This is a genomic window from Helicobacter muridarum (genome assembly GCF_000765805.2).
GTDB lineage: Bacteria > Campylobacterota > Campylobacteria > Campylobacterales > Helicobacteraceae > Helicobacter_A > Helicobacter_A muridarum.
This window is the reverse complement of the sequence record NZ_JRPD02000004.1, coordinates 1-25,807: the sequence shown is the minus strand read 5'-3', so window position 1 is coordinate 25,807 and position 25,807 is coordinate 1. Positions and strand designations below refer to the sequence as shown.

General features: G+C 31.6%; 22 protein-coding genes. 10 read left to right on the top strand and 12 right to left on the bottom strand.

What is annotated here, in order from left to right:
- Nucleotides 1–72 precede the first annotated feature (72 nt).
- Complete coding sequence (gene ileS / locus LS73_RS02780; protein ID WP_034558631.1) at nucleotides 73–2,988, bottom strand: isoleucine--tRNA ligase; 2,916 nt, start codon at nucleotides 2,986–2,988, stop codon at nucleotides 73–75.
- Nucleotides 2,989–3,094: 106 nt separating this feature from the next.
- On the opposite strand from ileS, the gene LS73_RS02775 reads away from it, so the two are divergent.
- The 3 genes from LS73_RS02775 to cheP all read left to right on the top strand — a co-directional run bounded on the left by LS73_RS02775 (nucleotide 3,095) and on the right by cheP (nucleotide 5,991).
- Nucleotides 3,095–3,475 (top strand): c-type cytochrome, encoded by a 381-nt coding sequence (locus tag LS73_RS02775; protein ID WP_233708790.1) that lies wholly within the window; start codon nucleotides 3,095–3,097, stop codon nucleotides 3,473–3,475.
- 24 nt (nucleotides 3,476–3,499) lie between these two features.
- On the top strand, nucleotides 3,500–4,906 hold the full coding sequence (locus tag LS73_RS02770; protein ID WP_034558630.1) for a UDP-glucose dehydrogenase family protein: 1,407 nt from the start codon (nucleotides 3,500–3,502) through the stop codon (nucleotides 4,904–4,906).
- Nucleotides 4,907–5,133: 227 nt separating this feature from the next.
- Complete coding sequence (gene cheP, locus LS73_RS02765) at nucleotides 5,134–5,991, top strand: cheVAW transcriptional regulator CheP (RefSeq protein ID WP_034558629.1); 858 nt, start codon at nucleotides 5,134–5,136, stop codon at nucleotides 5,989–5,991.
- A 223-nt stretch (nucleotides 5,992–6,214) separates the two neighbouring features.
- Here the strand turns inward: cheP and tatC are convergent, their stop codons facing one another.
- The 4 genes from tatC to LS73_RS02745 form a co-directional block, all read right to left on the bottom strand.
- Complete coding sequence (tatC, locus tag LS73_RS02760; protein ID WP_104692100.1) at nucleotides 6,215–7,093, bottom strand: twin-arginine translocase subunit TatC; 879 nt, start codon at nucleotides 7,091–7,093, stop codon at nucleotides 6,215–6,217.
- A gap of 257 nt (nucleotides 7,094–7,350) precedes the next feature.
- Nucleotides 7,351–8,295 carry a glycosyltransferase family 8 protein gene (locus LS73_RS02755; protein ID WP_104692084.1) on the bottom strand — a complete coding sequence of 315 codons (945 nt, stop codon included), beginning with the start codon at nucleotides 8,293–8,295 and terminating at the stop codon, nucleotides 7,351–7,353.
- 440 nt (nucleotides 8,296–8,735) lie between these two features.
- Complete coding sequence (locus tag LS73_RS02750; protein WP_034556782.1) at nucleotides 8,736–9,467, bottom strand: ABC transporter ATP-binding protein; 732 nt, start codon at nucleotides 9,465–9,467, stop codon at nucleotides 8,736–8,738.
- A gap of 149 nt (nucleotides 9,468–9,616) precedes the next feature.
- Complete coding sequence (locus LS73_RS02745; protein ID WP_034556781.1) at nucleotides 9,617–11,221, bottom strand: ABC-F family ATP-binding cassette domain-containing protein; 1,605 nt, start codon at nucleotides 11,219–11,221, stop codon at nucleotides 9,617–9,619.
- A gap of 186 nt (nucleotides 11,222–11,407) precedes the next feature.
- Here LS73_RS02745 and ccoG point away from each other — a divergent pair, with 186 nt between their 5' ends.
- The 3 genes from ccoG (at nucleotide 11,408) to LS73_RS02730 (ending at nucleotide 14,478) form a co-directional block, all read left to right on the top strand.
- On the top strand, nucleotides 11,408–12,844 hold the full coding sequence (gene ccoG, locus LS73_RS02740) for a cytochrome c oxidase accessory protein CcoG (protein WP_052089446.1): 1,437 nt from the start codon (nucleotides 11,408–11,410) through the stop codon (nucleotides 12,842–12,844).
- Between the two features lie 172 nt (nucleotides 12,845–13,016).
- Entirely contained in the window at nucleotides 13,017–13,721 is a 705-nt protein-coding gene (locus LS73_RS02735) for an amino acid ABC transporter permease (protein ID WP_034556780.1), read from the top strand.
- 25 nt (nucleotides 13,722–13,746) lie between these two features.
- A complete protein-coding gene (locus tag LS73_RS02730; protein WP_034557364.1) occupies nucleotides 13,747–14,478 on the top strand; it encodes an amino acid ABC transporter ATP-binding protein in 732 nt (243 codons plus the stop codon).
- A 217-nt stretch (nucleotides 14,479–14,695) separates the two neighbouring features.
- Here LS73_RS02730 and LS73_RS02725 read toward each other — a convergent pair whose 3' ends face one another.
- On the bottom strand, nucleotides 14,696–16,300 hold the full coding sequence (locus tag LS73_RS02725; protein ID WP_034556779.1) for an inorganic phosphate transporter: 1,605 nt from the start codon (nucleotides 16,298–16,300) through the stop codon (nucleotides 14,696–14,698).
- Nucleotides 16,301–16,541: 241 nt separating this feature from the next.
- Between LS73_RS02725 and LS73_RS02720 the strand changes: the two genes are divergently transcribed.
- The 4 genes from LS73_RS02720 to LS73_RS02705 all read left to right on the top strand — a co-directional run bounded on the left by LS73_RS02720 (nucleotide 16,542) and on the right by LS73_RS02705 (nucleotide 20,467).
- Nucleotides 16,542–17,465 (top strand): branched-chain amino acid transaminase, encoded by a 924-nt coding sequence (locus LS73_RS02720; protein WP_034556777.1) that lies wholly within the window; start codon nucleotides 16,542–16,544, stop codon nucleotides 17,463–17,465.
- Nucleotides 17,466–17,662: 197 nt separating this feature from the next.
- Nucleotides 17,663–18,742, top strand: coding sequence for an SPFH domain-containing protein (locus LS73_RS02715; protein ID WP_034556775.1), 1,080 nt, complete (start codon nucleotides 17,663–17,665; stop codon nucleotides 18,740–18,742).
- An 18-nt stretch (nucleotides 18,743–18,760) separates the two neighbouring features.
- On the top strand, nucleotides 18,761–19,477 hold the full coding sequence (gene hisIE / locus LS73_RS02710; protein WP_034556774.1) for a bifunctional phosphoribosyl-AMP cyclohydrolase/phosphoribosyl-ATP diphosphatase HisIE: 717 nt from the start codon (nucleotides 18,761–18,763) through the stop codon (nucleotides 19,475–19,477).
- Between the two features lie 9 nt (nucleotides 19,478–19,486).
- Nucleotides 19,487–20,467, top strand: coding sequence for a DUF2393 family protein (locus LS73_RS02705; protein ID WP_034556773.1), 981 nt, complete (start codon nucleotides 19,487–19,489; stop codon nucleotides 20,465–20,467).
- Nucleotides 20,468–20,549: 82 nt separating this feature from the next.
- Here the strand turns inward: LS73_RS02705 and LS73_RS02700 are convergent, their stop codons facing one another.
- From LS73_RS02700 to LS73_RS02675, 6 genes are all read right to left on the bottom strand, one after another.
- Nucleotides 20,550–21,434, bottom strand: coding sequence for an ankyrin repeat domain-containing protein (locus LS73_RS02700; RefSeq protein WP_104692083.1), 885 nt, complete (start codon nucleotides 21,432–21,434; stop codon nucleotides 20,550–20,552).
- A gap of 79 nt (nucleotides 21,435–21,513) precedes the next feature.
- Nucleotides 21,514–22,098 (bottom strand): HIT family protein, encoded by a 585-nt coding sequence (locus tag LS73_RS02695; protein ID WP_034557552.1) that lies wholly within the window; start codon nucleotides 22,096–22,098, stop codon nucleotides 21,514–21,516.
- Between the two features lie 46 nt (nucleotides 22,099–22,144).
- Complete coding sequence (locus tag LS73_RS02690) at nucleotides 22,145–23,569, bottom strand: response regulator (RefSeq protein ID WP_034557553.1); 1,425 nt, start codon at nucleotides 23,567–23,569, stop codon at nucleotides 22,145–22,147.
- Nucleotides 23,570–23,740: 171 nt separating this feature from the next.
- The gene (locus LS73_RS02685; protein WP_034557554.1) at nucleotides 23,741–24,184 is read right to left on the bottom strand and encodes a hypothetical protein; all 444 of its coding nucleotides are present in this window, start codon (nucleotides 24,182–24,184) and stop codon (nucleotides 23,741–23,743) included.
- A 203-nt stretch (nucleotides 24,185–24,387) separates the two neighbouring features.
- Nucleotides 24,388–25,053, bottom strand: coding sequence for a homeostatic response regulator transcription factor HsrA (gene hsrA / locus LS73_RS02680; protein WP_034557555.1), 666 nt, complete (start codon nucleotides 25,051–25,053; stop codon nucleotides 24,388–24,390).
- A gap of 150 nt (nucleotides 25,054–25,203) precedes the next feature.
- Nucleotides 25,204–25,807, bottom strand: a 604-nt coding sequence (locus tag LS73_RS02675) for a gamma-glutamyltransferase (RefSeq protein ID WP_201273576.1), incomplete at its 5' end; no start/stop codon positions are given.

The window sequence follows — 25,807 nt, the reverse complement described above, 5'->3', positions numbered from 1 at the left end:
ACTTGACTTATTATAAAATTTAGAAATTTTCCAATATCCAAACTTTTAGCAGTGTAATAAAGCAAAACAAGTCTATTTATTTTTTAACACTTCCTTGCACCTAGGGCATATATCTAATTCATTATCAGAAGCTACTTTATACTGCCAACATCGTAAACATTTTCTCTTTTTGGCTTTGAATATAAAGAATGTCTTATCATTAATCTTAATGCTAAATTCTTCTCCATTTGAATCTTCCCTTAGTGATTTGTTTATGCTACAAGCACTAACCATTAAAAAATCTGCCATTAGATTATCAAAACCTTCACTTATAAAATCTGATGTATGTATCTCTAACTCTAAGCTAGATTTGATTATTTTTTCTTTCTTTAATCTATCTACTTGTTCATTGAAAAGTCTTCTAAGCTCTAGAAGAAAATTAAAATTTTCATATTTAATATTAGAATATTTATCCATATTTGGCATAGGTATTTTTTCTAGCTCAAAGACATTGCTAGCATTTCCCTTAAGTATTGATTCTGCATATTCTAAAGCTTCATCTACAGTATATGTAAGAAATGGGGCAAGTAGATGCAATATGTGATTAGCAAGCAATCCAAATACACTTTGAATAGATATTCTGCGAGGAGAATCTGAACTATCGCAATATAGGCTATCCTTGCAGATGTCAAGATAAATTCCACTAAGGCTAGCTGTTAAAAAAGAATTTAGAATCATAAAGCCTTTAGAAAAATCATATATATTAAAAAACTCTTCAATTTGGGCAAATGCTTTATTTGCCTCAATTAGAATCCAAATATCAATAGGACTTAGATTTTCAAAATTAAGTACTTTAAGTCCTTGTGTATTTGCCAATAAAAATCTAATAGTATTGCGAATTTTTAGATAATTCTCGCTAACTTGTTTAAGTATATTTTGCGAAATTTTTACATCATTTTGATAATCACTTAATGCTACCCATAATCGCATAATCTCGCTGCCATTATTCTTTATAATAGAACTAGGAGATAGCACATTTCCTTTGCTTTTAGACATCTTTTCGCTTTTTTCATCTACTGTAAATCCATGCGTAACAACACTCATAAATGGTGCTTTATAATTTATGGCGCAACTTACAAGTAATGAGCTTTGAAACCAACCACGATGCTGGTCACTACCTTCTAAATACATAGAGCTAGGATAGAAACCAGAGTTATATTTAGAGTTAAGTTCTTTAATAGTTTTAGAGTCTAAATTAGAATCTATATTATTAAGTACTGCAAACCAAGTGCTTCCGCTATCAAACCATACGTCTAATATATGCATGTTTTTATTATACAAATGAGCTTTGTCCCTGAATGATGGCGGGAGCAGATCTCTTATTTCTCTTTCCCACCACACATCACAGCCATATTTCTCAAATAAATCCGCAATAAAATCTGTAACCTCGCTATCTAATAGAGGTTCGCCACTTTGTTTATCCAACAAGAAAGCTAGTGGCACACCCCAATCCCTCTGCCTAGACACGCACCAATCAGGGCGATTTTGAACCATAGTACGTATACGATTAATACCATTTGAAGGATAAAATCTAGTCTTATCTATTTCTTCTAGAGCTACTTCTCTAAGTGTTTTGCCATTATGATATGGTTTATCCATAAGAATAAACCATTGCTTGGTCGCTCGAAATATAATAGGCTTACTAGTTCTCCAACAATGTGGATACGAATGTGTAATTTCTTCATGGAAGAGCAAAGCCTGATGCTCTTTTAGAATTTCTAGGATTCTTTTTTGTGCTTTAAATATATGCATGCCATCAAATTCCTTGGCAATACTAGATTCAAATAACCCCTGTTTAACCACATTGCTATCAAATAAACCAGAATCATCGACAGGCATAATTACGGGTAAGCCATATTTTAAACATGAGAAATAGTCATCTTCACCATGACCAGGTGCATTATGTACAGCCCCAGTCCCATCTTGCATGCTTACATATTCAGCTAGGATTAGCATAGATTCCTTGCTATTTAATGGATTAATAGCCTTTAAATACTCGAATTTCTTAGCATCTAATTCACATAAAATTTCTTTACTCGCTATTCCCATATTAATCAATGCTTCATGCCGCTTCTTTGCTACAATAGCCCCATCTTTTAATAGCACATAAACTTCATTGGGATTAAGAGATATTGCAACATTACTAGGAAGTGTCCATGGTGTGGTAGTCCATATCGCTATAAATGGTTTTCTAGATGTAGAAAAAGATTCTATATTTAGCGATATAAGGGCTTCTTTACTTAGTGTAAATGCTACATATATGGAATCTGATTTCTTATCTTTATATTCTACTTCTGCTTCTGCTAGCGCGCTTCTAGCTGCCCAACTCCAAAATATTGGTTTACTTCTTTGGATAAGCAAACCTTTAGAAGCAATTTTTACTAGAGCTCGATATATATTTGCTTCAAAATGATAGTCCATCGTTTTGTATGGGTTATCAAAATCTCCTACAATTCCCATACTAATAAATTCTTGTTTTTGAATCTCAATAAATTTTTCTGCATGTTCTCTGCAAGCTTGTCTTGTTTCAAGCTTACTTGGTTTAATATTTTTTGATTCAAATTGAGAGCTTACTTGCTGTTCTATTGGCAGACCATGACAGTCCCAGCCCGGAGTGTAAAAAACTTGCTTGCCGCGAAAATAATGTAATTTTACAATGAAATCTTTTAGAATTTTATTTAGGGCATGCCCTACATGTAAATGTCCATTGGCATAAGGTGGACCATCATGAAGAGTAAATTGTAAATTATGGTTTGAACTATTTTGTTGTTCTCGGTCATTTTTGGAATTAATAAATTCCTTATTTACTTTTCTTTTTCTGCTTATGAAAGAATATGCGTTATCTTGCCATTTGGCATATCGTTGTGGTTCTTTTTTAGGGAGATTTCCCCTCATTGGAAAGTTTGTTTGAGGTAGAATTAGAGTATCTTTGTAGTCTTTATATTGCATAAGAATCTTCCTTGCGAAATTTTAATTTTCGTAAAATTAAGCTCATCATTCTATCTAATTTTTGCAAAGAATGATATAATACCGTCTTTTCAATGGGAAGTAAATTTTGTTAAGAATAGTTACATTAACATTAGTATGTATGTTTTTTACAGCATTTATTGTATTTGCAAATTCTTTAAATATTACAGGAAATATGGAATCTGATATAGAAACTAATTTTATTACGCAAGAGGAGTATGGCAAGCAACTTTACAATAGCCCTAGAGGAATTAGCTGTAAGATATGTCATGGTGAATATGGAAAAGGCATGCAGTTAGCTCAATATAAACATAAAGGTAAACCAATGGAAATATATGCTCCAGATATAACAGATGTCGATATATCTGTGTTTAAGAGAAAGCTAAGAAGTAATAGTGGTGTCATGCCTAAATATTATCTAACAGATTCTGAAATGGAAGCTATATACCAATATATTGCGCAAAAATGACGATCATCTTATGGAGTAGATACAATGAAGATTACAATCGTTGGTAGTGGATATGTGGGGCTTGTGGCTGGTGCATGTTTTGCGCAAATGGGGAATGTGGTTACTTGCATTGATATAGATGCGCGTAAAATTGAAAATCTTAAAAAGGGTGAGGTTCCAATCTATGAGCCCGGCTTAGAATCTATGATAAAAGATAATATTGCCCTTAATGCGCTGCATTTTACAACTGATAAAAAAAAGGCTTTAGAATCTGCTGAAGTGATTTTTATCGCTGTTGGCACGCCTATGGGAGAAGATGGAAGTGCTGATTTATCCTATGTGGAGAGTGTGGCAAGAGATATTGGAATATTTATAGAATCTCCTTATGTTGTAGTTGTTGATAAAAGCACCGTGCCTGTGGGAAGTGCAAGAAAGGTGCGTAAAATTATAGAATCTGCTCTGCAAGAACGTGGCATAAAAGTAGGGGAGGGCAAAGATTCTAATTCCCACAAAGAAGCGCGACATAACGACTTATCACACATAGACTTTGATGTGGTGAGTAATCCTGAATTTCTTAAAGAGGGCGTGGCCATTAAAGACTTTATGAGTCCAGACCGTGTGGTGATTGGTGCAGATTCAGAGCGTGCACTTCAGGTGATGAAATCTCTATATGCACCATTTTTACTTAAAAGCGATAGATTGATTGCTATGGGTATAGAATCTGCAGAGATGACAAAATATGCCGCAAATGCAATGCTTGCCACAAAGATTAGCTTTATTAATGAGATGAGCCAGATTTGTGAGCGCGTGGGGGCAAATATCAATGATGTGCGACTAGGAATTGGCTCTGATTCTCGTATCGGATATAGTTTTATTTATCCGGGCTGTGGTTATGGTGGGAGTTGCTTTCCTAAAGATGTGCGTGCATTAGAAAAGAGTGCGCAAGATTATGGTTATGAGGCGCGGATTCTAAAAGCGGTGCAGGTTGTGAATGAATCGCAAAAAATGCTCTTAGTAGAAAAAATTGTGCGCCATTTCGGAGAGGATTTAAACGGCAAAACTTTTGCGCTATGGGGACTTAGCTTTAAGCCAGAAACTGATGATATGCGCGAAGCAAGCTCTTTGGTGCTTGTGCGTGAGCTTATTAAAAGAGGAGCAAAGATTAAAGCATACGACCCAAAGGCAGCTAAACAAGCAGCTTTTTATTTTAAGGATAATTTGCAACATATAGAGCTACAAACAAATAAATATGATGCACTAAAAGATTGCATGGCACTTGTGCTTCTAACAGAATGGCGTGAGTTTAGAAGCCCCGATTTTGAGGAGATAAAAAAGCTTTTGGCAAATCCTGTTATTTTTGATGGGCGCAATATTTATCAGCATTCTCAATTAGAATCTAACGGATTCACATATTATCAAATTGGTGTAAAAAATAGCTATAAAGACACTTAAGCGGGATAACTTGCAATAAGAATGTGTTATTTATAAATTATTTTTCTATTATTGTTATATTGAATGTTAGTATGCTGAAGATAATATTTTATGTGTATCAATTTAAGATTTAACTTTTTCTATTTTATGTTTTGATAAATGTTTGCTAATGATTCTATGCTATAATAGTAAATTGTATTGTTGCTTTTCAGGAGTATAGAATCTTAATGACTACAAGGGGCTGAAATATGATACAAGATTTGTTGAATGAAACAATTGAGAGTCTACCTCCATTACCAGAAACTGTAATAAAGCTAAGAGATTATGTTGATAAGGCTGGCTCTGAAGTGCAGATTCAAGAAGTAGTGAATATTATCTCTAATGATCCACTATTGACTGCCGATTTGCTTCGTTTGGCTAATTCTCCATATTATGGTTTTTCAAGGGAAATTTCTACAATAAATCAAGTGGTTGCTCTGCTTGGCGTTGGAAATATAAAAAATATAGCTATTGCTAATTCTCTAAAAGGCAACCTTAGTATTGATGTTTCGCCATATGGTTTAGATACGGCTACTTTTCTACGTAACTGCGCTGAAGAAGCAAATTTTATGTCAGATTGGCTAAGTGAAGAAGATAAGAAATTATCACAGCAAATTGTGCCATGCACTATGTTATTAAGGCTTGGTATGATATTATTTTCTAGCATGCTTATACAAAATAAGAAAGATAAGGAATTTCTTGCATTAATAAAGCAAAATAACTTTCAAAATATATCTTTTGTTGAAAATGAATTTTTTGGAACAGATCATCTTAGTTTCTCTGGATTTTTGTTTAATCATTGGAAATTTGATGAGGACTTGATTGAAAGCCTAGCATATATAACAGCACCTCATGCAGCCTCTGATCATGTTAAAAAAAGTGCTTATGCATTAGCCATTGGCAATAGGATATTTGAACCTTATCAGGGGGGTAGTCCATATAACGTCCATGAGGCTGTAGCCTTAATAAAAGAGGCTGCTACACAAGGAATTAAATTTAATCTACAAAGTTTTAAAGATAAACTCCCACCAAAAGCTAAGGCTAATTTACAGGTTCAAGTGTATTAATTCTAAAAGTTTTTATACTATATATAGCAAATAATAATTTAGCTATTGTATTGGTTACTTTACAATAATTTTTCCCAATTAATAATCCTTTAACAATCAAATTTATATTGTTAATGATTGATACTATTTTATTATTTGATCAATTGTTCAGTATTGTGTAAAAAAATAATTAACTATATAGATTTTACTTTACACACAAATCCAAATTAATTGCTTAATTATATTAGAAGCTTGTTATTGTGTTTTTTGAGTTTTTATTATTTTCTTCATCACTAGATTCTCTTGTGGCATTTGTTTCTTCATCTGTTTTATCATTATGTATTTCATTTTCATATGTCGATTGTTCATTGGCATTATCATTTTTAGTGTTATGTAGATTAGAATCTAATCTAGAAGCTGGATTTACTATTTTTAGAATTAAATAGGCAAATCCATATAGCAACACCATAGGTAACGCCAATAAAAGCTGTGATATTACATCTGGCGGGGTTACTATTGCGGCAATTATAAAGATAATAACAATGGCATAGCGAAAATAATGCTTTAGTGTTTCATCTGTAACCAAACCAATCTTACCAAAAAAATAGGCTACAACAGGTAGCTCAAAGACAAAACCAAAAACTAACATAATTCGAACAAAGAATATTAAATATTCATTAATAGTTATATTTGCTTCTACTACATTACTCCCAAAAGCTATGACATATTTAATCAAAAATGGAAATACAATGAAATAACAGAATAAGAGTCCAGATGCAAACATAATAGAAGCAAAGAATACAAATGGTAGAACCAACCTTTTTTCGTGTTTATATAATCCTGGTGCGATAAATAGCCATATTTGCCAAAAGATTACAGGAACAGAAACAATAAATCCGGTAAATAAACTGATCTTAATTGCTACAAAAAGATATTCAGCTGGTGCTGTTTGAATAGTTTTTCCTACATCATTGGCAAAAGCATTTTTTAATGGAATGCTCATCCATGTTACAAGTTCTTCATGAAATCCAAAAGCCACCATAAAACAAACTACTAAACAACATAAGGATATTATTAGTCGTTTACGTAAGTCTTGTATATGGGGGCGTAACTCTTCGAGCATATTTATATCTCCAAGTATCATTCATATCTTATCGATATTATATCTAATTTAGAGAATCTTATTCTTTTTGGCTAGGGTTGATTGATAACTAGCGTGTGATTATATATTTAAGTTTAAGCAAATTATTGCTTTATTAGATTGGCTATTATAAAGTAAGTATGAAATGCAATAAAGAGTCCATTTTTATCATAATTATCTAAAATGCTAAAAATTTTATTAGCTATATAGATATAAGTGTTCAATTTAAGCTTTATCTATCAAAAGTTTTTAAATAAAAGGTTGCCAATATATTTTATTAAGGCTCTTATGGCCTTTTCTGGTAGTTTGATAGTATCATATATGGATTTTTTTAACTCCAAGGTTTTGTATGTTATATCTTTATAAAAAGGTGTGCATGCAGCATTTAACCACCATAGTCTGAAATACCATCTTTTTAGATTCCACATATTTGTATTTGGAGAATCATAGGCACGTTTTTGCCATGGTTTTGGTCCTGCAAAATGAATTATCTTTGCTTCTTTGCAAATGTTTTCATATTCATATCTAGTAAACGAAGTAGTAGGCTTGATATTTTGAGTAGCTTCATCGCTAAATATATGGTGCCATGCCGTGGAAGGTTTAAATTGTAATAACACAGGGATGCAATTCCATCTAGGATCAATTAACAAAATATCATCATTAAATACAATATTTAGAGCATCTTGGTCTGTTAACCTAACATCTTTTAATAGAGAAAATAGCTTTGATTCTATATTTTGGATTCTCCATTTATCCATATCAATTAATAGTAAGCCCGCATTAAAACTGTATTTTGTTCTGATAGAAAAGTTTTTGTCTTCTATTTCCCACATAGGTTCATAAGATGTTCTTACATCTCCTACAACCCCACATATATGTCCATTTAGATCTGTAAAGAATAAATCTCTTATATCAGCGTTACAGATCATATCACAGTCCAAATAGATACATTTACTAACATTTACGGGAAGAAAAGAGGCAATTTTTAATCTATAGTAAGTTGTATAATTTTTTCCTTCTCCCCAAGGAATCAAATCTTGAAATATATCTGGATTGATTATATCTATTTTGATTTTGACACCTAGCATAGATTCTAATAATTGGATCTTATATGAATTGCTAGCAGAGATATAATCTAATATGATATGAAAGATAAGATTAGAATCCTTTATGTTGTCTGCCATTTTATTGGATACTGTTGTATGTATTGAATTATTTTTAATATAAGATTCATTTTTGTGTTGAGTGCTTATATTATTATTTAGGGATTTACCCCCCCCCCCCCGATTTTTCGTTAGTAGTTTTTGCTTGAATATTTCCTTATTTGGACTATTTATAAAACTAAAATTCTCTAATTCTTTAAACGATTTACAAAGAATATTTTTTAGTCCTACTTGCTTTAAATAATGAACATTGCTTGCGTCATAAACAAAGTCATTATGGATTTTTACAGTATTTACTATGCTAAAGATAGAGTAGCTGCATATTTTATGTAATTATTATCACAACACAATATAATATGAATATTTTGATTGTTTTTCTGTTGCATTAGAATCCTTTATTTATATAGCTATTTCAAGAATTTATATTTGAGTTATTATAGTTGAAATTTAATGGCTTCAATTTACTCTATACTAGCTGCTTGTATATTATTCTCAATAGCAAATTTAGAATCTAAAATGACTTCTTTTTGGATATTTCCGTCTAAAAAATAAATTTCTCTATGAGCATATTGTGCCATATCTGGTTCATGTGTTACCATAAGAATAGTTATACCCATTTCTTTATTAAGATTTGTCATAATTTGCATTACTTCGTTACTGCGTTTTGTATCAAGATTTCCAGTTGGTTCATCTGCCAAGAGAAATAACGGGCTAATTACAATAGCTCTAGCAATAGCAACTCTTTGACATTGTCCACCACTTAACTCTGAACTGCTGTGACTAGCCCATTGTTCAAGCCCTACCATTTCTAAAGCTCGCATTGATAATCTCTGTCTTTCTTTTTTTTGCATACCGCGATATACAAGTGGTAATTCTACGTTTTCAAGGGCAGATGTGCGAGATAGAAGATTAAATCCTTGAAATATAAAACCCATGTAATGCCTGCGTAATAAGGATCTTTGTGTGCGATTGAGGCTAAATACATCTACACCGTTAAAAAGATATTTGCCTGTGGTAGCTATATCAAGGCAACCTAGTATATTTGCCATTGTTGATTTTCCTGAGCCAGACGGCCCCATAAGTGCCACAAATTCGCCTTGTTGAACTTGTAAATTCACCCCATGCAAAGCCTGAAATGAATTCTTACCTTTGCCATAAGCCTTTGTAATCCCTTGCATACTAATAAAACTCATAATATCTCTTCCGCAAAATGACTGTTTTAATGATTGCAACACATAATAACTAAATCTATCTATAAATGGCATATACTTACATATTAATTATTATACAGTATAAGTTACATTAAGATAGTCTAAGATAAAAAATATTTGCAATCAAATAACTACAATTTGTATTTTTGCAGGAATTCTTCATAATTGCCACGAAAATCTATAACTTCTATTCCATTATTATTTCGCTTTACGAATAATATTCTATTTGCATAGGCATCAATTAGCTCTCTATCATGAGACACGCACAAAATTCCACCTGTATAGTTATATAATCCCTCACCAAGGGCAATAATAGATTCTACATCAAGATGATTTGTTGGTTCATCAAGTAATAAAAAATTCGCTCCTGATAGCATAAGTTTGGATATCATTAGCCTATGCTTCTCACCGCCACTTAACATATCTACTTTTTTTTCTTGCTCTTCGCCACTAAAGAGCATTCGTCCTAGAGACGTTCTTATTTCACTGGAGTCAACATTTTTATTAAATGCTCGTAGCCATTCATAAAGGCTTACATCGCCTTTTACAATTTCACTTGTATCTTGAGGAAAATAGCCTAGCTGTATGGTTGCTCCCCATTTAACGATGCCATTATTAGCGCAAATATCTTCAGCGAGAATCTTACAAATTGTGCTTTTCCCTACACCATTAGCACCAATTAACGCAATCTTGTCATCAGGCAATATGGTTAGGCTAAAATTCTTTAGAATCTCTACATCTCCATAGGAATGATCTACATTTTCTACATTTAGAACTTCATTGCCAATTTGACGTTTTGGTTTAAAAACAATGCTAGGATCCCTCCTGCTTGATAACTGCAAAGATTCTATATTTAATTTATCAATCTGCTTTTGGCGCGAAGTGGCTTGCTTTGCTTTGCTTGCATTCGCGCCAAAACGTCGGACAAAATCCTCTAGAGCCGCTTTTTCTTTTAGTTTCTTATTACGCTCAACCTCTTGTTGCTTTGCCATAACTGTTGATGCTATATACCAATCATCATAATTTCCACTAAACTCCCTCAGTGTTTTAAAGTCTAAATCAAGTATATGCGTGCAAACTGCGTTTAAGAAATGCCTATCATGTGATATAGTTACAAGAGTTCCTTGGTGTCTTTTAAGGTTATCTTCAAGCCAAGATATTGTATATAAATCAAGATTATTGGTAGGCTCGTCAAGTAGTAATATATCTGGCTTTGGAAAAAGCACTTGAGCTAAAAGTATCTTAAATTTATCTCCACCTGTAAGCGTTTTCATAAGATTGTCATGTATAGAAGATGGAAAGCCTAAATCTTGTAATATCTTTTCAATAGCAACTTCATGCTCATACATAGGATCCTCTTCAACACAAATAATCTCTAATTCCCCAAGTCTATTATTGACTTTATCATCGTTCAAATCAGCAGAAATATATAATGCTTCTTTTTCTTTTATTGCATTGTATAATCTTTTATTTCCAATCAATACAGTATCTTTTAGAGACATATCTTCATATGCATATTGATTTTGTCCTAGTACGCCGAGCCTAAGACCAGAATCAATCAAAACTTCACCGTTATTTGCTACTATTTCTTTACTAAGAATCTTTAAAAAGGTAGATTTCCCTGCGCCATTAGCACCAATCAATCCATATCTTTTGCCTTTGTCTAGCTTTATATTAATGTTTTCAAAAAGAGTTTTAGTTGGATAGCGCATGCTGATATTTATTGTTTGTAACATAAAATAAAATCCTTTATATTATTGGTAAACAATTAAAATTCCTAAAAAGCTATAATTGTTGACAATTAGAGATTAAATTAATATAATCTTACCGTAATTAAAGTTTTAACCATAGTTAAAATTTGTATGAGACTTAATAAGTAGTATTTAATTTTATAGTCGTATAGCTACTTTAAAGGAATTTAAATGAACAGTAATAATAATGTATCTGATAAAACTCTATTTATAAAGGATTTTAGACGCAAAAGACATATTCTTTATATTGTCCTAACTATTGTTTTATTGATAGCACCTTTTATTAGACTTGGAGAATCTAAGAATCATATATTTTTACTCTCATTTGATCACAAAGTTTTACATTTGCTGGGAATTGAATTTAATATACAAGAATTTTATGTCCTTCCATTTATGTTAATAATTTTATTCGTTGGGATATTTTTTATAACTGTTATGGGTGGTAGGATATGGTGTGGTTGGGGTTGTCCACAGACAATATTTAGGTCTGTATATAGGGATATTATTCAGACCCAGATTCTAAAATTGCGAAAAAAAATAACTAATAAGCAAGAAGTATTAAAATTAAATACTCCAGCTAAAAAGATAAAATATATTATAGGCGTTTTTTTATTCGCTATTATTTCTTTAATTGCATCTGCTGATTTTTTGTTCTTCTTTGTTCCCCCCGAAGATTTTTTCTCTTACATTTTAGATCCAGCTAATCACACTATACTGCTTGGATTTTGGTTGGTAATTACAATATTTATGACTATTGAAGTATGCTTTATTGGCGAGACATTTTGTATTTATATGTGTCCATATGCAAGGGTTCAATCTGTATTCTTTGACAACGATACTCTTATGTCAATTTATGACACAAAAAGAGGCGGAAGTGTATATAGTTCTACAGGGCAATTAATTAAACTATCTCCAAAGAAACAAGATCCAAACAATGAATGCACAAATTGCATGCGTTGCGTTCAAGTTTGTCCAACTCATATAGATATTAGAAAGGGTGTGCAACTTGAGTGTATTCATTGCCTAGAATGTGTTGATGCTTGTTCTACAACTATGAGCTCCTTAGGTAAGCCATCACTTGTGAATTGGAGTTCTCCAAATGCCATTATGAAACAAACAAAAGTTAAGCTATTTAGAGCTAAAACAATCGCTTATATGGTTATTTTGGGTATATTCTTTATAAGTTTGATACTTGTTGCTAATATGAGGACTACAATGTTATTAAATATAACTCGCACAGCAGAACTTTATATGGTTCGTCAAAGTGGAGCGGTGGATAACGCGTATAAATTTTTGATACAGAATATAGACGATAGAGAACATAATTTTACATTTGAGATAGAAGGCGAAATGGCAAATTATATTGATATTATTATCCCAGACTATCCAAATGTTAGCGATTTTAGTATTCCGGGTAAAAGCGATAGGACGCTTGTTGTTCTACTTAGAGCAAAAGAATCTTTAAATAATGAACAAGATAAGGATAGAAATATCCCAATTACGATTAAATCTTATGCTACAGATTCAAAGGATACTATAAGCACTAGCTTCAAAACATTTTACATGTATCCAAGCCAAAGTTATATACAAAAGAAGCTAAAAAATTAATCATAAAAGATATATTATATATGATGCTACAAACGTATAAGGTATAATCTATCTTTATTTCTTTGCTTTTGGGAAGTAATATTTTAAGTAATTGAAGTGTATATAGTTTTATATATTTAATTCTTAAAAATCTTATTGAATTTTAAATAGTCAATATGAATAGGGCTTGATAATGGACAGATTTTTTAAACTCTTTGTATTTTGCTTAGTTGTTGGAGTAGGTTTGTATTATACCTTCCCATATAATCTAACAAGTAAAGAGTATCAAGCAATCATAAGGAGTGTTTATGTAACATTACTACTTACTACAGGTGGTGTGTTAATAGGCACTATAGTAGGATTTATATTAGCTTTTTTACGTATGATGAACAATGCGATATTAAATTTTTTAATAGATGAATACATAGATATTTTACGTGGAACACCTATGGTTGTTCAATTATTGATCTTTGCCTATGTTATTTTTGCCACATTGAGCGATAATTTTTATGCTGCATTATTTGCACTTGGCTTAAATTCATCAGCATATATTGCAGAAATTGTTAGAGCTGGCATACAAAGTGTTGATAAGGGGCAAATGGAAGCTGGTAAAGCTATGGGGCTAAATTATTATCAAACTATGCGCCATATCATTTTTCCCCAAGCAATCAAGAATATATTGCCATCTTTAGCAAATGAATTTATCGCTTTGTTTAAAGAAACTTCTGTTGTTGGATATATAAGTGTAATCGATTTAACCTCTCAAAGTAAGATTTTACAAGCAGTCATATATAGCCCAACACCAATTATATTTGCCGCAGTTATTTATTATGCTTTAGTAAAAATATTCTCACTTGGCGTGAAATTTATAGAAAAACTCTTACATAAAAATGACTAATTTGGATTAAATTATGAAAGAAAATATTATAAAAGTTACAAATTTAACAAAATATTATAATTCATTGAAGGTTTTAGATTCTATAAGCACAAGTTTTAAGAAAGGCGAAGTAGTAGCTATAATTGGTCCGAGTGGCTCTGGAAAAAGTACATTTTTGCGTTGTCTAAATCTCCTAGAAGTTCCAACTAGTGGAGAAATTAGAATCAATGATATAAATATCCTAGATCAAAAAATCAATATTAACAAGATTAGACAAAAAGTGAGTATGGTTTTTCAACATTTTAATTTATATAATAACAAAACAGTTTTAGAGAATCTTATCTTAGCCCCTATTGAAACTAAGTTAATGACAAAGCAAATGGCACTTGATAAGGCTAAGACTCTTTTAGATAGAGTAGGCTTGAGTGATAAAGAGTTTGTAAAACCATCTAAACTTTCAGGTGGGCAAAAGCAACGTATAGCAATAGCTAGAAGTCTTTGTATGAATCCAGATGTCATTCTATTTGATGAACCAACAAGCGCACTTGATCCAGAAATGATAGAAGAAGTATTAAGCCTAATGCAAGAAATTGCTAAAGATGGAATGACCATGCTGGTAGTAACACATGAAATGGGATTTGCTAAAAATGTAGCTAATAGAATTTTATTTATGGAGAGCGGACAAATTCTTGTTGATAATACTCCTGCTCAAGTTTTTAGTAATGCCGAGCAGCTAAGCTCAAGGATGCATAATTTTCTACAAAAGGTACTTCATTAAAATAACTCATGGTTTATAAAAACTCAATTTATATAAGAAAGCTATCTATCAAAGAATATTTAGATTCACATGCTATAAATTAGATATATTTATAGTTAATAATTGCTTTAATTTAAATACTTTCTTGTAACACAGATATAAAAATAATTTTAAATATAATTTAATGGATACCCATAGTAAAATTTGTAAGCCTAATAAAATAGCTTAATACTAAGTGTTATTTAATAAATCCTATTTCATAAATTAAGTAGTAACCAATTGCACCCAATACAGCAGATAATGGAACAGTAATAAGCCATGAGGCAACTATACGGTTAATTGTGCTTCGTTTTACTAGCTCATTCTTATATGCTTTTTTAAGTATTTTGCGCTCTTTCTTTTTAAGAAGTGGTAGATCTTGAACAACAGCATTCTTTTTGTCTGATTTTAGTTGCATATTTTTTAAGGATTTAAGCATTTGTTGTTTTTGCTTTATACTTGCGCTGTGAAATTTAGCTAGGAATCTATTGACTATTTCTTCATCTTTGCCTGTATGAGCTTTAATAATTTCTTGTTGCATATTATAATAGCGCTTCTTGAGATATTCACGTAAAAATCCAACTCCAAAGATTGCACCAATGGCTATATGTGTTGAACTTACAGGAAGTCCTAGCTGAGAAGCAATCAAAACAGTCATAGCCGCAGATAATGCAACACAAAATGCTCGCATTTTATCTAGCTCTGTAATTTCATTTCCCACAGTCTTAATAAGTCTTGGTCCATAGAGTGCTAGTCCTAAAGATATACCTAAGCCACCAATTAGCATAATCCAAAATGGTACATTAGCCTTACCGCCAAATGTATCATTGGAATCTGCAATGGCACTATATATTCCGGCCAATGGTCCTATGGCATTGGCAACATCATTTGCTCCGTGTGCGAAACTAAGTAAGGCAGCCGAAAATATTAATGGGACAGTAAAAAGCTCATTTATATCTTCTTTAGTATTTGAAATGGCATTAGCCTTTCTAATAATAAATGGACGAGATATAAAAAATATAGCCAATGCAATGACAAAACTATATAGCACAGAAATTTGAAAATTAACTTTTAATATACCTGTTTTTTGAACTAAATAAACTCCAAAACACCAAGACATAATAAACACTAGCAATGGAACTACTCTCTTAGCGGCAACTTTTTTATCTTTTTTATAAGTAACAAGGTGTTTTATGATAAAAAGAAAAGTTATTGCAATCAATCCGCCAAATATAGGCGATATAATCCAACTTAATGCAATTTTGCCAATTACAGACCAATTAGCCACACTAAATCCACCAGCCATGATTCCAGCACCAAAAACACCGCCAACAAGAGAGTGTGTAGTAGAAACTGGTGCTCCAATCATAGTCGCTATGTTTAACCAAATTGCGCCTGACGCTAATGCTGCTAGCATAACACATATAAAAATCTTGCTATCTTGTAGGCTTTTTGAATCTATAATTCCAGACTTTATAGTATCTACTACGTCTTTTCCAGCGACAATAGCACCTAACGCCTCTGCAAATGCTGCAATAATTATTGCGCCAACTAATGTGATAGCATGAGAGCCAACAGCTGGACCTACATTATTTGCTACATCGTTAGCCCCAATATTAAGTGCCATATATCCGCCTATTACAACAGCAAAGATTAAAACAATGGGATTGCTCACAGGATAACCAAATGATATTGCAATTATAGATATAGCAATGAAAAAAAGGAGAACTATTCCTATTTTAATTAAATCCTTTTGTCCGAAGGAAGTGGCATTTTCGATATTTTTAATATTACCTATATCCATAAGATAGCCCCTTTGTTTAATTTGGCATTTATAAAATATTATATCATATATGGATGTTGTCAAAGATTCTAAAATCTTAAGAAACAAAAAGATGCATTTAATATTTCTATTCACTATAAAGTAGTTATGCAATCTGCTTTAATTTTTTTAAACTTTATATGTTATAATTAGATCTTTATATTTAAAGTTCAATTTATATAATTAAAATATTTCAATAAACTGCTTTAAGGATTGTTCCATTATGAAAGAAGCGAAATATATTTGGAAGAATGGCAAGTTAGTTCCATGGAAAGATGCTACTACTCATATCCTAAGTCATACATTGCATTATGGAAATGGTGTATTTGAAGGGACAAGGGCATATATGACAAAGAATGGTTTAGCAATATTTAGACTTGATGAGCATACACAAAGACTACTAGATAGTGCCAAGATTGTAATGATAAAATGTCCTTACTCTAAAGAGGAACTAAAAGCAGCTCAAATAGAATTGTTAAAAGCCAATAAAGAGTGCTTTAATAAAAACGTTTATATACGCCCTATTATTTATCTTGGATATGGCGCGATGGGTGTATATCATTTGCATTCTCCTGTTGAGGTAGCAATCGCATCATGGGAATGGGGCGCATATTTAGGAGATGAGGCACTTCAAAAAGGCATTCGTGTTAAAGTTAGTTCGTTTGTTAGAAGTAGTGTAAAATCAACTATGGGTAAAGCTAAGGCCGTTGCAAATTATCTTAACTCGCAGATGGCAAAACATGAAGCTATTGCTTGTGGATTTGAAGAAGCATTATTACTTGATGATAATGGATTTATTGCTGAGGGAAGTGGTGAATGTTTATTTATTGTTAGAAATGGAAAAATAATTGCACCTCCTTATGATAATTCTCTAGAATCAATAACTCATAATACTGTATTTTGCATCGCTAAGGATATGGGACTAGAAATTGAACAAAGGAGAGTTACTAGAGATGAAATATATGTATCGGATGAAGCTTTTTTTACTGGGACAGCTGCTGAAATTACACCTATTTGTGAAGTTGATTTTAGAGTCATTGGCAGTGGTCAACGAGGCGAAATAACAAAGAAAATACAAGATGTATTTTTTGAAATTGTTACAGGTAACTCCGAAAAATATAAACATTTCCTAACTTATATAAACTAGAGTTTTAACGGTATTTAGAATATTATTGTATTAAAATTCTAAGTAATTTCATTTATGTCCATCGCTTCGTTATTTAATAATTTAAAATGGATATTAAATTAGCAGTTGTATATGATGTATTTTACAAGGCAATCTTACACAATCATTTATATTTATACTAAATACACATTAACACGTTACCCAATAAAAGGAAAAACATGCCAATTGATTTAAATGAACATAGGAATAAACAAAATAACCAAAGACAACAAAATAATTCGCCACAGCAACAGAATAGGCAAAATAATGGCTCCAATAGCAATAACAACAAAAACAATAAGGGATTTAACATGGATTCCTTGCAAATGCCTTCTATGCCTAACGGTAAATTGCTTACATTGTTACTTGTATTTATTGTATTAATTTTAATATTTATTCTTGCTAGACCGTTTATGATAGTAAATGACGGTGAAGTTGGAATCAAAGTTCATTTAGGTAAGTATGAGGATGTTCCTCTAAATCCGGGCTTGCATTTTTTTATACCAATAATTGAGAATATTATTACTGTTGATACTCGTGTTAGAGCATGGAATTTTTCACGCAATGAAGATGCTATTGGAAGTGGAATCAATGCTCAAAGCATAGTTCGTAGCAAGGCAATAGATGTAATCGATGTTCGAGGTTTACCTGTTTCAATTGAATTAACTGTTCAATATCAGCTCGATAGAAGTAAAGTTCCTCAAACTTTCAGAGAATATGGTTATTCTTGGGAGCAAAAAATCATTAATGCAAAAATTTTAGATGTTGTTCGTAGTGTAGTAGGAAATTATCCCGCAGAGGATTTACCAAACAAACGTGATGAAGTTGCAAATGCTATAATTGCCAATTTTCAAGGAAAATTAGATGCCACTCCCAATAAACCTGTAAAGCTTGATTCTATTCAGTTACGAGAAATCGTTTTACCTCCATTGGTAAAAGAAAAAATAGAACAAGTCCAAGCCGCTAAACAAGAAGCAGAAAGGGCAAAACAAGAAGCAAACGCTGCTAGAGAAAGAGCACAAGGAAAGGCAGATGCAAATATTATTGAAGCAAAAGGACAAGCAGAAGCAAATAGACTAGTTAGTGATAGCCTATCTGCTAGATTGCTTGAGTTAAGGCAAGTTGAAATGCAAGGAAAGTTTAATGATGCATTAAGAGAAAATAAAGATGCTCAAATATTCTTAACTCCGGGAGGATCTGTGCCAAATATTTGGGTTGATTCTAAATCAAGGCAGAGAACAACAATATCTAATCAATAGAATAAATAGGATATTTCAATGTCAAATGATTTACAAAAGATTATTAATACGCTATCATGGGATAAATTAGATCTTATTCCCTGTGTAGTGCAAGACTGCAGGGCTGGGGAAGTTTTGATGTTGGCATATATGGATAAGGAAGCTCTAATTCGAAGTATAAAAACTGGCATAGCCCATTATTTCTCACGTTCAAAGCAGAGAATTTGGAAAAAGGGCGAAACTAGTGGTAATATTCAAGTTATCAAGGAAATATTATTTGATTGTGATAAAGATTCTATTCTATTGAAAGTAGATCAAAAAGGTTATGCTTGTCATACAGGCAATAAAACGTGTTTCTTTAATAGTTTAGATGTATTAACAATGCATGAGAATACAGATTCTATAGATATTACTAACTCTAGCTATTCTTTGCTAAAATATGGAGTCTTAGATACTTTATATCACATAATATTAGAAAAGCGATTTCATGATCCAAACTTATCCTATACTGCTAATTTATTTAATAAAGGTGATAATGCTATTGCAAAAAAAGTAATAGAAGAGTCAGGTGAATTCTGTTTTGCTTTTAAAGATGCAAATATAGATGAGATGATTTATGAATGCGCTGACTTGCTATATCATATTCTTGTTGCTTTAGCAAAAAATGGAGTTAGTCCAGATAGAGTTTATAAAGAGCTAGAGAGACGCTTAGGCGTAAGCGGTATAGAAGAAAAACAAAATAGAAATAAAAAGTAGTTTTTAGTTATGAAAGAAAAGATAATTATTTTTTTTTCCCATTTGCATACTTATGATTTACTATTGTTTGCTTCGCTACTTATGCTTAGCCTTTGCTTTATGTTTTTATCATTCATAGCTTTTAGGTATAAGATTATTTCGGTTGCATTATTTTTTATTGGATTTGTGGCAGTTATATGCCTACCTTTTGTTATGCGTTATATAATGGATGAAATATTTTATAAAATTGATATTAAAGTCCAATATGACCGTATCTTGAGATATTCTGATATATATAAATATAATGCCACTATTACAAATATTGGAAAGAGGAATATATCGGGTTGTATTATATCGCACAATATATTATATGAAACGCAGAATCAGTCTCTAATTAACAAATATAAGAATATGTTGTTAAATTATATAAAACCAAAGAAGACTTATATGAAAAATATTCCTATGGATTTGAAAGTAGGGCAATCTTTAGATGTATCTTTACAGTCTCAAGAATTTATAGATGAATATCCATATAGAGATCAAAAACATGAGACAAAAATAGAATGCTATGGCAAGAGCAGTAAGTCTAGTTCTAATATAGAACCGATAGAGGGTAAATATATAAAGATAGATAAAGAATCTGCTATAAAAACCGATCAAGTTAATCCGCAAAACGATTCTCTTGAGAGTCAAGATGATGTTAATTTTTCTAATGAATTCGATGATAACTTAAATTCCAATTTAGATTCTATTCAGCCTTCAGTTTCTTCTCAACAAGGTGTATTAACTCAAGATATAAATTCCAATAAGCTTGATGATAAGGATAATACGATTTTAAATAATTTATTATATTCCAATACATCGCAAGAACCTAAGGATTCTAAAGAGCAGTCATCAAATCAATATACATATCCACAAGATCTAGATGATAATAAAGATTCTGAATCAGAAAATTATAATTACAGCAATAGTATAGAAAATATTCCACTTTTAAAAGAAGCTCCAAGATAAGGTAGATAATCCAAAATTTATTTTGCCAATATGAACATTATAATATTAATAAACTATGGAATCTATCTAAAGAATTCAATAATTATTTTGTTGTGTTGTCTTGTTTATTTTTTGTAGGGGAACTCCATAAACGCATTTTCATTTCCACACTATCAAAAACCTGTCCCATTTTGCCTTCGGCCTGATAATCAATGCTAAATCCAACTTTAATATCTGCCAATCCGTCTACACTTGGCTTAATGAATGTTGGAGCAACCGTTGGTATTGTCATGGTATTGACTTCAGTTACTGTGGTCCCTGGTGGAATAACTAGCATTTCATGTTTGGAATTAGCCAATCTGCCATTAATATATAACCCTGTATAAAAAATTCTCAAAGTTCGATTTGTAAGATTTCTGACATTGAATGTTACTGCTCCATAACCAAGCTTAAAACTGCTAGCACTAACTGCCAGATTATCGTCTTCTAAGATAATGGGCGGAATGATTATTTCAGAACTAATAATTTGCGCTGGATTATAACCTTGAAAGTTTGGAGTCATTACGTTTGCATTGTTTTGAGTGAGAATGTTAATAGATTGATAATCGCCATTAATAGCAGCGTAGTGCAATGGTGTATTTCCATATTTTTCATCTTGGGCATTAACTTGCGCTCCAGCATTAATTAACAATTCTATCATAAGAGGATTGCCAACTTGTGCCGCTTTATGAAGAGGAGTTTCTCCATTTACCTTAGCATTCACATCTGCACCCATAACAACTAATATATAAGCAATTTCAATTTGATTTGTAGCAATAGCTTGATATAGTGGTGTAATGCCATGTATTCTAGCATTTACATCAGCTTTTAGCTCAAGTCCACTTTCTACGTCAGTTAGAATATGGCTAAATAATAAATAATCATATTGATTAGAGCTTATAAAACCACCAAACAAAACAACAAATAAGGCTTTTTTTAAATTTTTCATATCATTGATGACTCCAAATTAAAAGTATTTTTGCTTTTTTAATGAATAGCTATTTTTAGCACTCTATGACAAATTAACGCTAATATAAGTATTTTTCTGCTAGTTTTGTAATTTTATCAAAAATCAATTTAAATTCAATACCATATACTCGAGTATTGCCTATTACAGTGATAAAATTTGTATCACTTTCAAATCTGGGCACAAAATGCAAATGCAAATGTTTTGGAATCCCAGCTCCAGCAGCTTGTCTAATATTTATACCCATATTAATTCCACTTGCTCCATATTCTTCTAGCATGGCAATAGCTCTTTGTCCAATACCATTAATATGCAGCCAAATTTCTTGCGAAAGCAAACTAGGAGAATCAACATGACTATGCGGAATCAACATAAAATGTCCGGGTGTATATGGATATAGATTCATTACTCCAAAACACAGTGAGTCATTGTAGAATACATAGAGTTCTTTTTCTATTTCTATATTTCTATATTTCTTTGGCAACGAGTACCTGTTGATATTATGTTCATTATTGGCGCAATTATTGTCATAATTAATACTGTTGCTATTAAATATCTGTTTGGAAATATTACAAAATACACATATGTCATTATCAATACTTGAGAAATATGGGCTACGCCATGGGGAGTAAATATTGTTATACATTATTACTTCTTATCTATTATTAAATTGGTTTTATGCTATTTTTCAATTAAATTGCCATTCTAATAACATCTGAAAATGTTTCAGAATCTGCTGCTACAACAAAATATTCTATTCCTAGTGCTCTACCTTTTTCAATTATTTCATATTCAACTTGCTGCGGCGTAATAACAATAAATGTTAGATTTTTTGCTTGTGGTGAATCTTTATATTCACTGACAAAGTCAAAAGCATGCAATCCGCTAATCTTAGAATCAATAATAACAACATCTTGTGGTTTTGATTGTAATTTAACAAGTGCTTCAAATGGATTATGCTCAACAGTAATTTTCAATTTAGAATCAACTCGTTCAATAAGTTGTCTAGATTTAAAGGAATTTGTATCATTTTCTTGTATAATCATAATATTCTTAACGCTATTATCCTCTAAACTCTTTAAAAGATTAAAAAGTTCTTTTGTTTTACCAGAGACCTTATTTTTGTCCAAACCCCTTAAGAAATAACGTAAATAAGTTTTTGAGTTATAACCCCCATGAATATCCGCATCTCTAAAGAATTTTTTCACATATTGGTTTGTTTTAGCCCTCTGCCATAGTGATTTATCTAGATAATATCCTTTAGTATTAAGTAACTTGATAAATCTACCCTTTATCTCATCTGTCATTGTTGAAAATATTTCGGAAAATTTTTGGAGGTGTTTCTCCTTAAAATACTTTAATCTAGCACTCTCTTTTGCAATAATTTCCTTTTGTTTTGCCGCATAATCAATCAAATCCACAAGTCGCCTTCTTAATGCTTTAACTTCTTTCTCATACTCAAGGTATTCTCGACTTTTTTTATCTGCTATTAACTTTAGATTACGTTCTTCTTCCTCTAAATGTTTGCTTAAGGGTTCAGATTCGGCTTTTGCGCTTTGCATTCCAATCTTTGTATCTTCAACAAATTGTTCAAGATGTATATAATTTAACTGCTTAGATAAAAATATTTTATCAAAACAATACGGAAGAGGATATTGTATTTTTTTATTATATTCTATGAAGTTGCGATAAAGATTAGCTACTTCCGTCTTCACAGCTCTTAGCTCCTTATTTTCTAAGGAAGAATCTAAATCGCATAGATCATTATAAGCTGTGAATAAGAATCTTTGCATAAGTATAAAATTAAGTTCTGGGTTGTTGCCAACGAATTCAGTATATTCTTCAAGAATACTTCTTTCCCTATCAAAAAATTCATTAATACAATCATCAGCTGACTTGGTTATTTGTATTGCTTCTAAGTCTTCCAATGATATTTTAATTTTCATTTTAGAAACAACTCTATTTTCTACTGTAAATTCAACTTCAATGTTTGGAGCTAAATCCTCCTCTTCTCCTTCCCATGCGTTAAAAAAAAACGGATAAACACGTTTGGTAGGAATCTGTTCAACTTTACCTTGTTTTCGAATCTTATCTAAATCAATAATCTTACCAAGCATGTAATCTCCTTTGTTTAAGCTATAAAGATTAATTATATCAAAAACAGATAGTAGAGTAATAAATATTACTTATCAATGTATCAATGCTATAGTTTTTATGAAGATATCTAAAATAGTATAATCATAAACCTAGCAAGTAATATATTTTTAAATTAAAGTCATAATAGATAGCTAAGAAGCCATCATTGCTCCAGTATGTACATAATTAATATTATATAGCTTATTAACAAGTTGGCTAACAAGCCCGCGCATTTCCACACTTAAACTTTCATTTTGTAAGATTTTATTAAAAGAATCAAAATTTATTTCATCGCTCGTTCTTGCAACATAACCAGCAGCAATAACATCTTGACTATTAAGAATGCTTTCTCCTCGTAGTGTATTTACCATTTCTACAAATGAGCTAGCATCTCTAAACCCGCCATGTATAAGATCTCCTAATCCCTCAATCTTTTGTAAATAATCAGATTTAACAAATACATCTTGAGGAAAATAACTTTCTTCACCAGCACTAGGGATATAGTAACTCCTTGCTCCATGCTCTATGTCAACTTTTTGCTGATTGTGAACGCCCTGTGCATATCGTTTATATAAGATACTTTGTGTAATTTGCATTTGAAATCCTTTCAATAAGAGTTGCATAGTAAAAGCAAAAATGATTCCAATAAATTACAAATTATAAAATTAGTTTGAAACAAAAAAGCGATTTTGCAACAAATGTAAAATCATATAAAATTAATTATAATTCAAGGATTTGTAGAAGTTCTGTTAGGAAGAAGCTAATACAATATAGTTATAAAAAGTATATAAAGAATGTATTATTTTTTAGGATAACAAAATCTGTAACCTCGCCTCCTGACTGTCTCTATAGTGTTTATATTGAGAGGTTTGTCCATTTTTTGCCTTATCTGATTGATTGCCACTTCAATTACATTTGGCGTAACCAATTCTGGTTCATTCCAAATAGCATTAAGCAATTGATCCTTTGATACTATTTGATCTTTCTGTCTAGCAAGGTGTGTTAGAACTTCAAATGGCTTTCCCTTAACTCCAACTTCTATACCCTTATATGTAATTCGTTCTTCATCTGGAATAATAACTAAATCTCCTATCTCAATCAAACTAGAGCCCCATAGCTTTAATCTAGCCTGTATATGAACTAATAGCACTTCAATATCAAGCGGCTCAACAAGATAATCATCTGCTCCAGCCTTAAATGAAGCAATTTCATATCCTATATTAGGTTCACCCGTTACAATCAGTGGAACTCTTGAACATTTTTCTTTAACAGTAAAGACAACTTCACCCGGTTTTGCATCGCTCAACTTCCATGCGCATAATATTAAGTCATAACTACGGACACTAATATGATATTCGCCATCTTTCATATTATGTGCAACATCAACTTGGTAGCTATTTTTTGACAACTCACGATTCAAATACTCTACAGTTTCTTTGTTATTGTGTATGACTAAAATACGCATTAATGCACTCCTAGTTAGAAGACTCTTTTCTACAAAATTATAGCATTTTTAAAAAAATTTTAAACTTTTTTATGATATTGATGACATGGTGATAAATGCCAAAAGCTTAGATTAGATTGAACAAATAGTTAGTTTTCAAGTGCTGTTTTGCTATATTTTACGCCTAGGATCTGTTACTCCATAGTAAATACCTGTCTTTATATCTCGCACTATTGCATTTACATCGCCCATATCTTCAGATAGTAGAATCTTATAACCCATTTTCTTTAGTGCATCTTGTGTATCTTTATTAAGCCCAAATGATTCTACTCTTATCTCATCTGGTAACCATTGATGATGGATTCTTGAAAATTCAACGGCTTGAGATATGTTCATACCATGGTCTATAACATTAGAAATGACTTGAACTATAACAGTTGCTATCTTTCCGCTTCCAGGACTTCCAACTACCATAAATAGTTTACCATCTTTGAGCAATATAGTAGGACTCATTGAACTTAAAGGACGTTTATTTGGTTCTATGGCATTATTTTCCATTTCTATCAAGCCGTGTCTATTAGGGTAGCCGGGCTTAATAGAAAAATTTTCCATTTGATCATTCATAAGAAAACCAGCACCATCAATAGCTGCCGCATTGCCGTATCTTTTATTTAAAGTATAAGTAACACTTACAGCATTGCCCCATTTATCTGCTACTGAATAATGAGTTGTATGGTTACCTTCTTTAAATCCCTTTGCATTTGGATTAATAGCT

Bases quoted from the DNA above. Each gene is read 5' to 3' on its own strand.
- LS73_RS02700 (WP_104692083.1), bottom strand. From the start codon at position 21,434: ATGAAAAATTTAAAAAAAGCCTTATTTGTTGTTTTGTTTGGTGGTTTT.
- LS73_RS02755 (WP_104692084.1), bottom strand. From the start codon at position 8,295: ATGGCAGACAACATAAAGGATTCTAATCTTATCTTTCATATCATATTA.
- ileS (WP_034558631.1), bottom strand. From the start codon at position 2,988: ATGCAATATAAAGACTACAAAGATACTCTAATTCTACCTCAAACAAAC.
- LS73_RS02705 (WP_034556773.1), top strand. From the start codon at position 19,487: ATGAAAGAAAAGATAATTATTTTTTTTTCCCATTTGCATACTTATGAT.
- LS73_RS02685 (WP_034557554.1), bottom strand. From the start codon at position 24,184: ATGCAAATTACACAAAGTATCTTATATAAACGATATGCACAGGGCGTT.
- cheP (WP_034558629.1), top strand. From the start codon at position 5,134: ATGATACAAGATTTGTTGAATGAAACAATTGAGAGTCTACCTCCATTA.
- LS73_RS02735 (WP_034556780.1), top strand. From the start codon at position 13,017: ATGGACAGATTTTTTAAACTCTTTGTATTTTGCTTAGTTGTTGGAGTA.
- LS73_RS02770 (WP_034558630.1), top strand. From the start codon at position 3,500: ATGAAGATTACAATCGTTGGTAGTGGATATGTGGGGCTTGTGGCTGGT.
- LS73_RS02750 (WP_034556782.1), bottom strand. From the start codon at position 9,467: ATGAGTTTTATTAGTATGCAAGGGATTACAAAGGCTTATGGCAAAGGT.
- LS73_RS02690 (WP_034557553.1), bottom strand. From the start codon at position 23,569: ATGCTTGGTAAGATTATTGATTTAGATAAGATTCGAAAACAAGGTAAA.
- ccoG (WP_052089446.1), top strand. From the start codon at position 11,408: ATGAACAGTAATAATAATGTATCTGATAAAACTCTATTTATAAAGGAT.
- hsrA (WP_034557555.1), bottom strand. From the start codon at position 25,053: ATGCGTATTTTAGTCATACACAATAACAAAGAAACTGTAGAGTATTTG.
- hisIE (WP_034556774.1), top strand. From the start codon at position 18,761: ATGTCAAATGATTTACAAAAGATTATTAATACGCTATCATGGGATAAA.
- tatC (WP_104692100.1), bottom strand. From the start codon at position 7,093: ATGCTCGAAGAGTTACGCCCCCATATACAAGACTTACGTAAACGACTA.
- LS73_RS02715 (WP_034556775.1), top strand. From the start codon at position 17,663: ATGCCAATTGATTTAAATGAACATAGGAATAAACAAAATAACCAAAGA.
- LS73_RS02725 (WP_034556779.1), bottom strand. From the start codon at position 16,300: ATGGATATAGGTAATATTAAAAATATCGAAAATGCCACTTCCTTCGGA.
- LS73_RS02745 (WP_034556781.1), bottom strand. From the start codon at position 11,221: ATGTTACAAACAATAAATATCAGCATGCGCTATCCAACTAAAACTCTT.
- LS73_RS02720 (WP_034556777.1), top strand. From the start codon at position 16,542: ATGAAAGAAGCGAAATATATTTGGAAGAATGGCAAGTTAGTTCCATGG.
- LS73_RS02695 (WP_034557552.1), bottom strand. From the start codon at position 22,098: ATGTATAACAATATTTACTCCCCATGGCGTAGCCCATATTTCTCAAGT.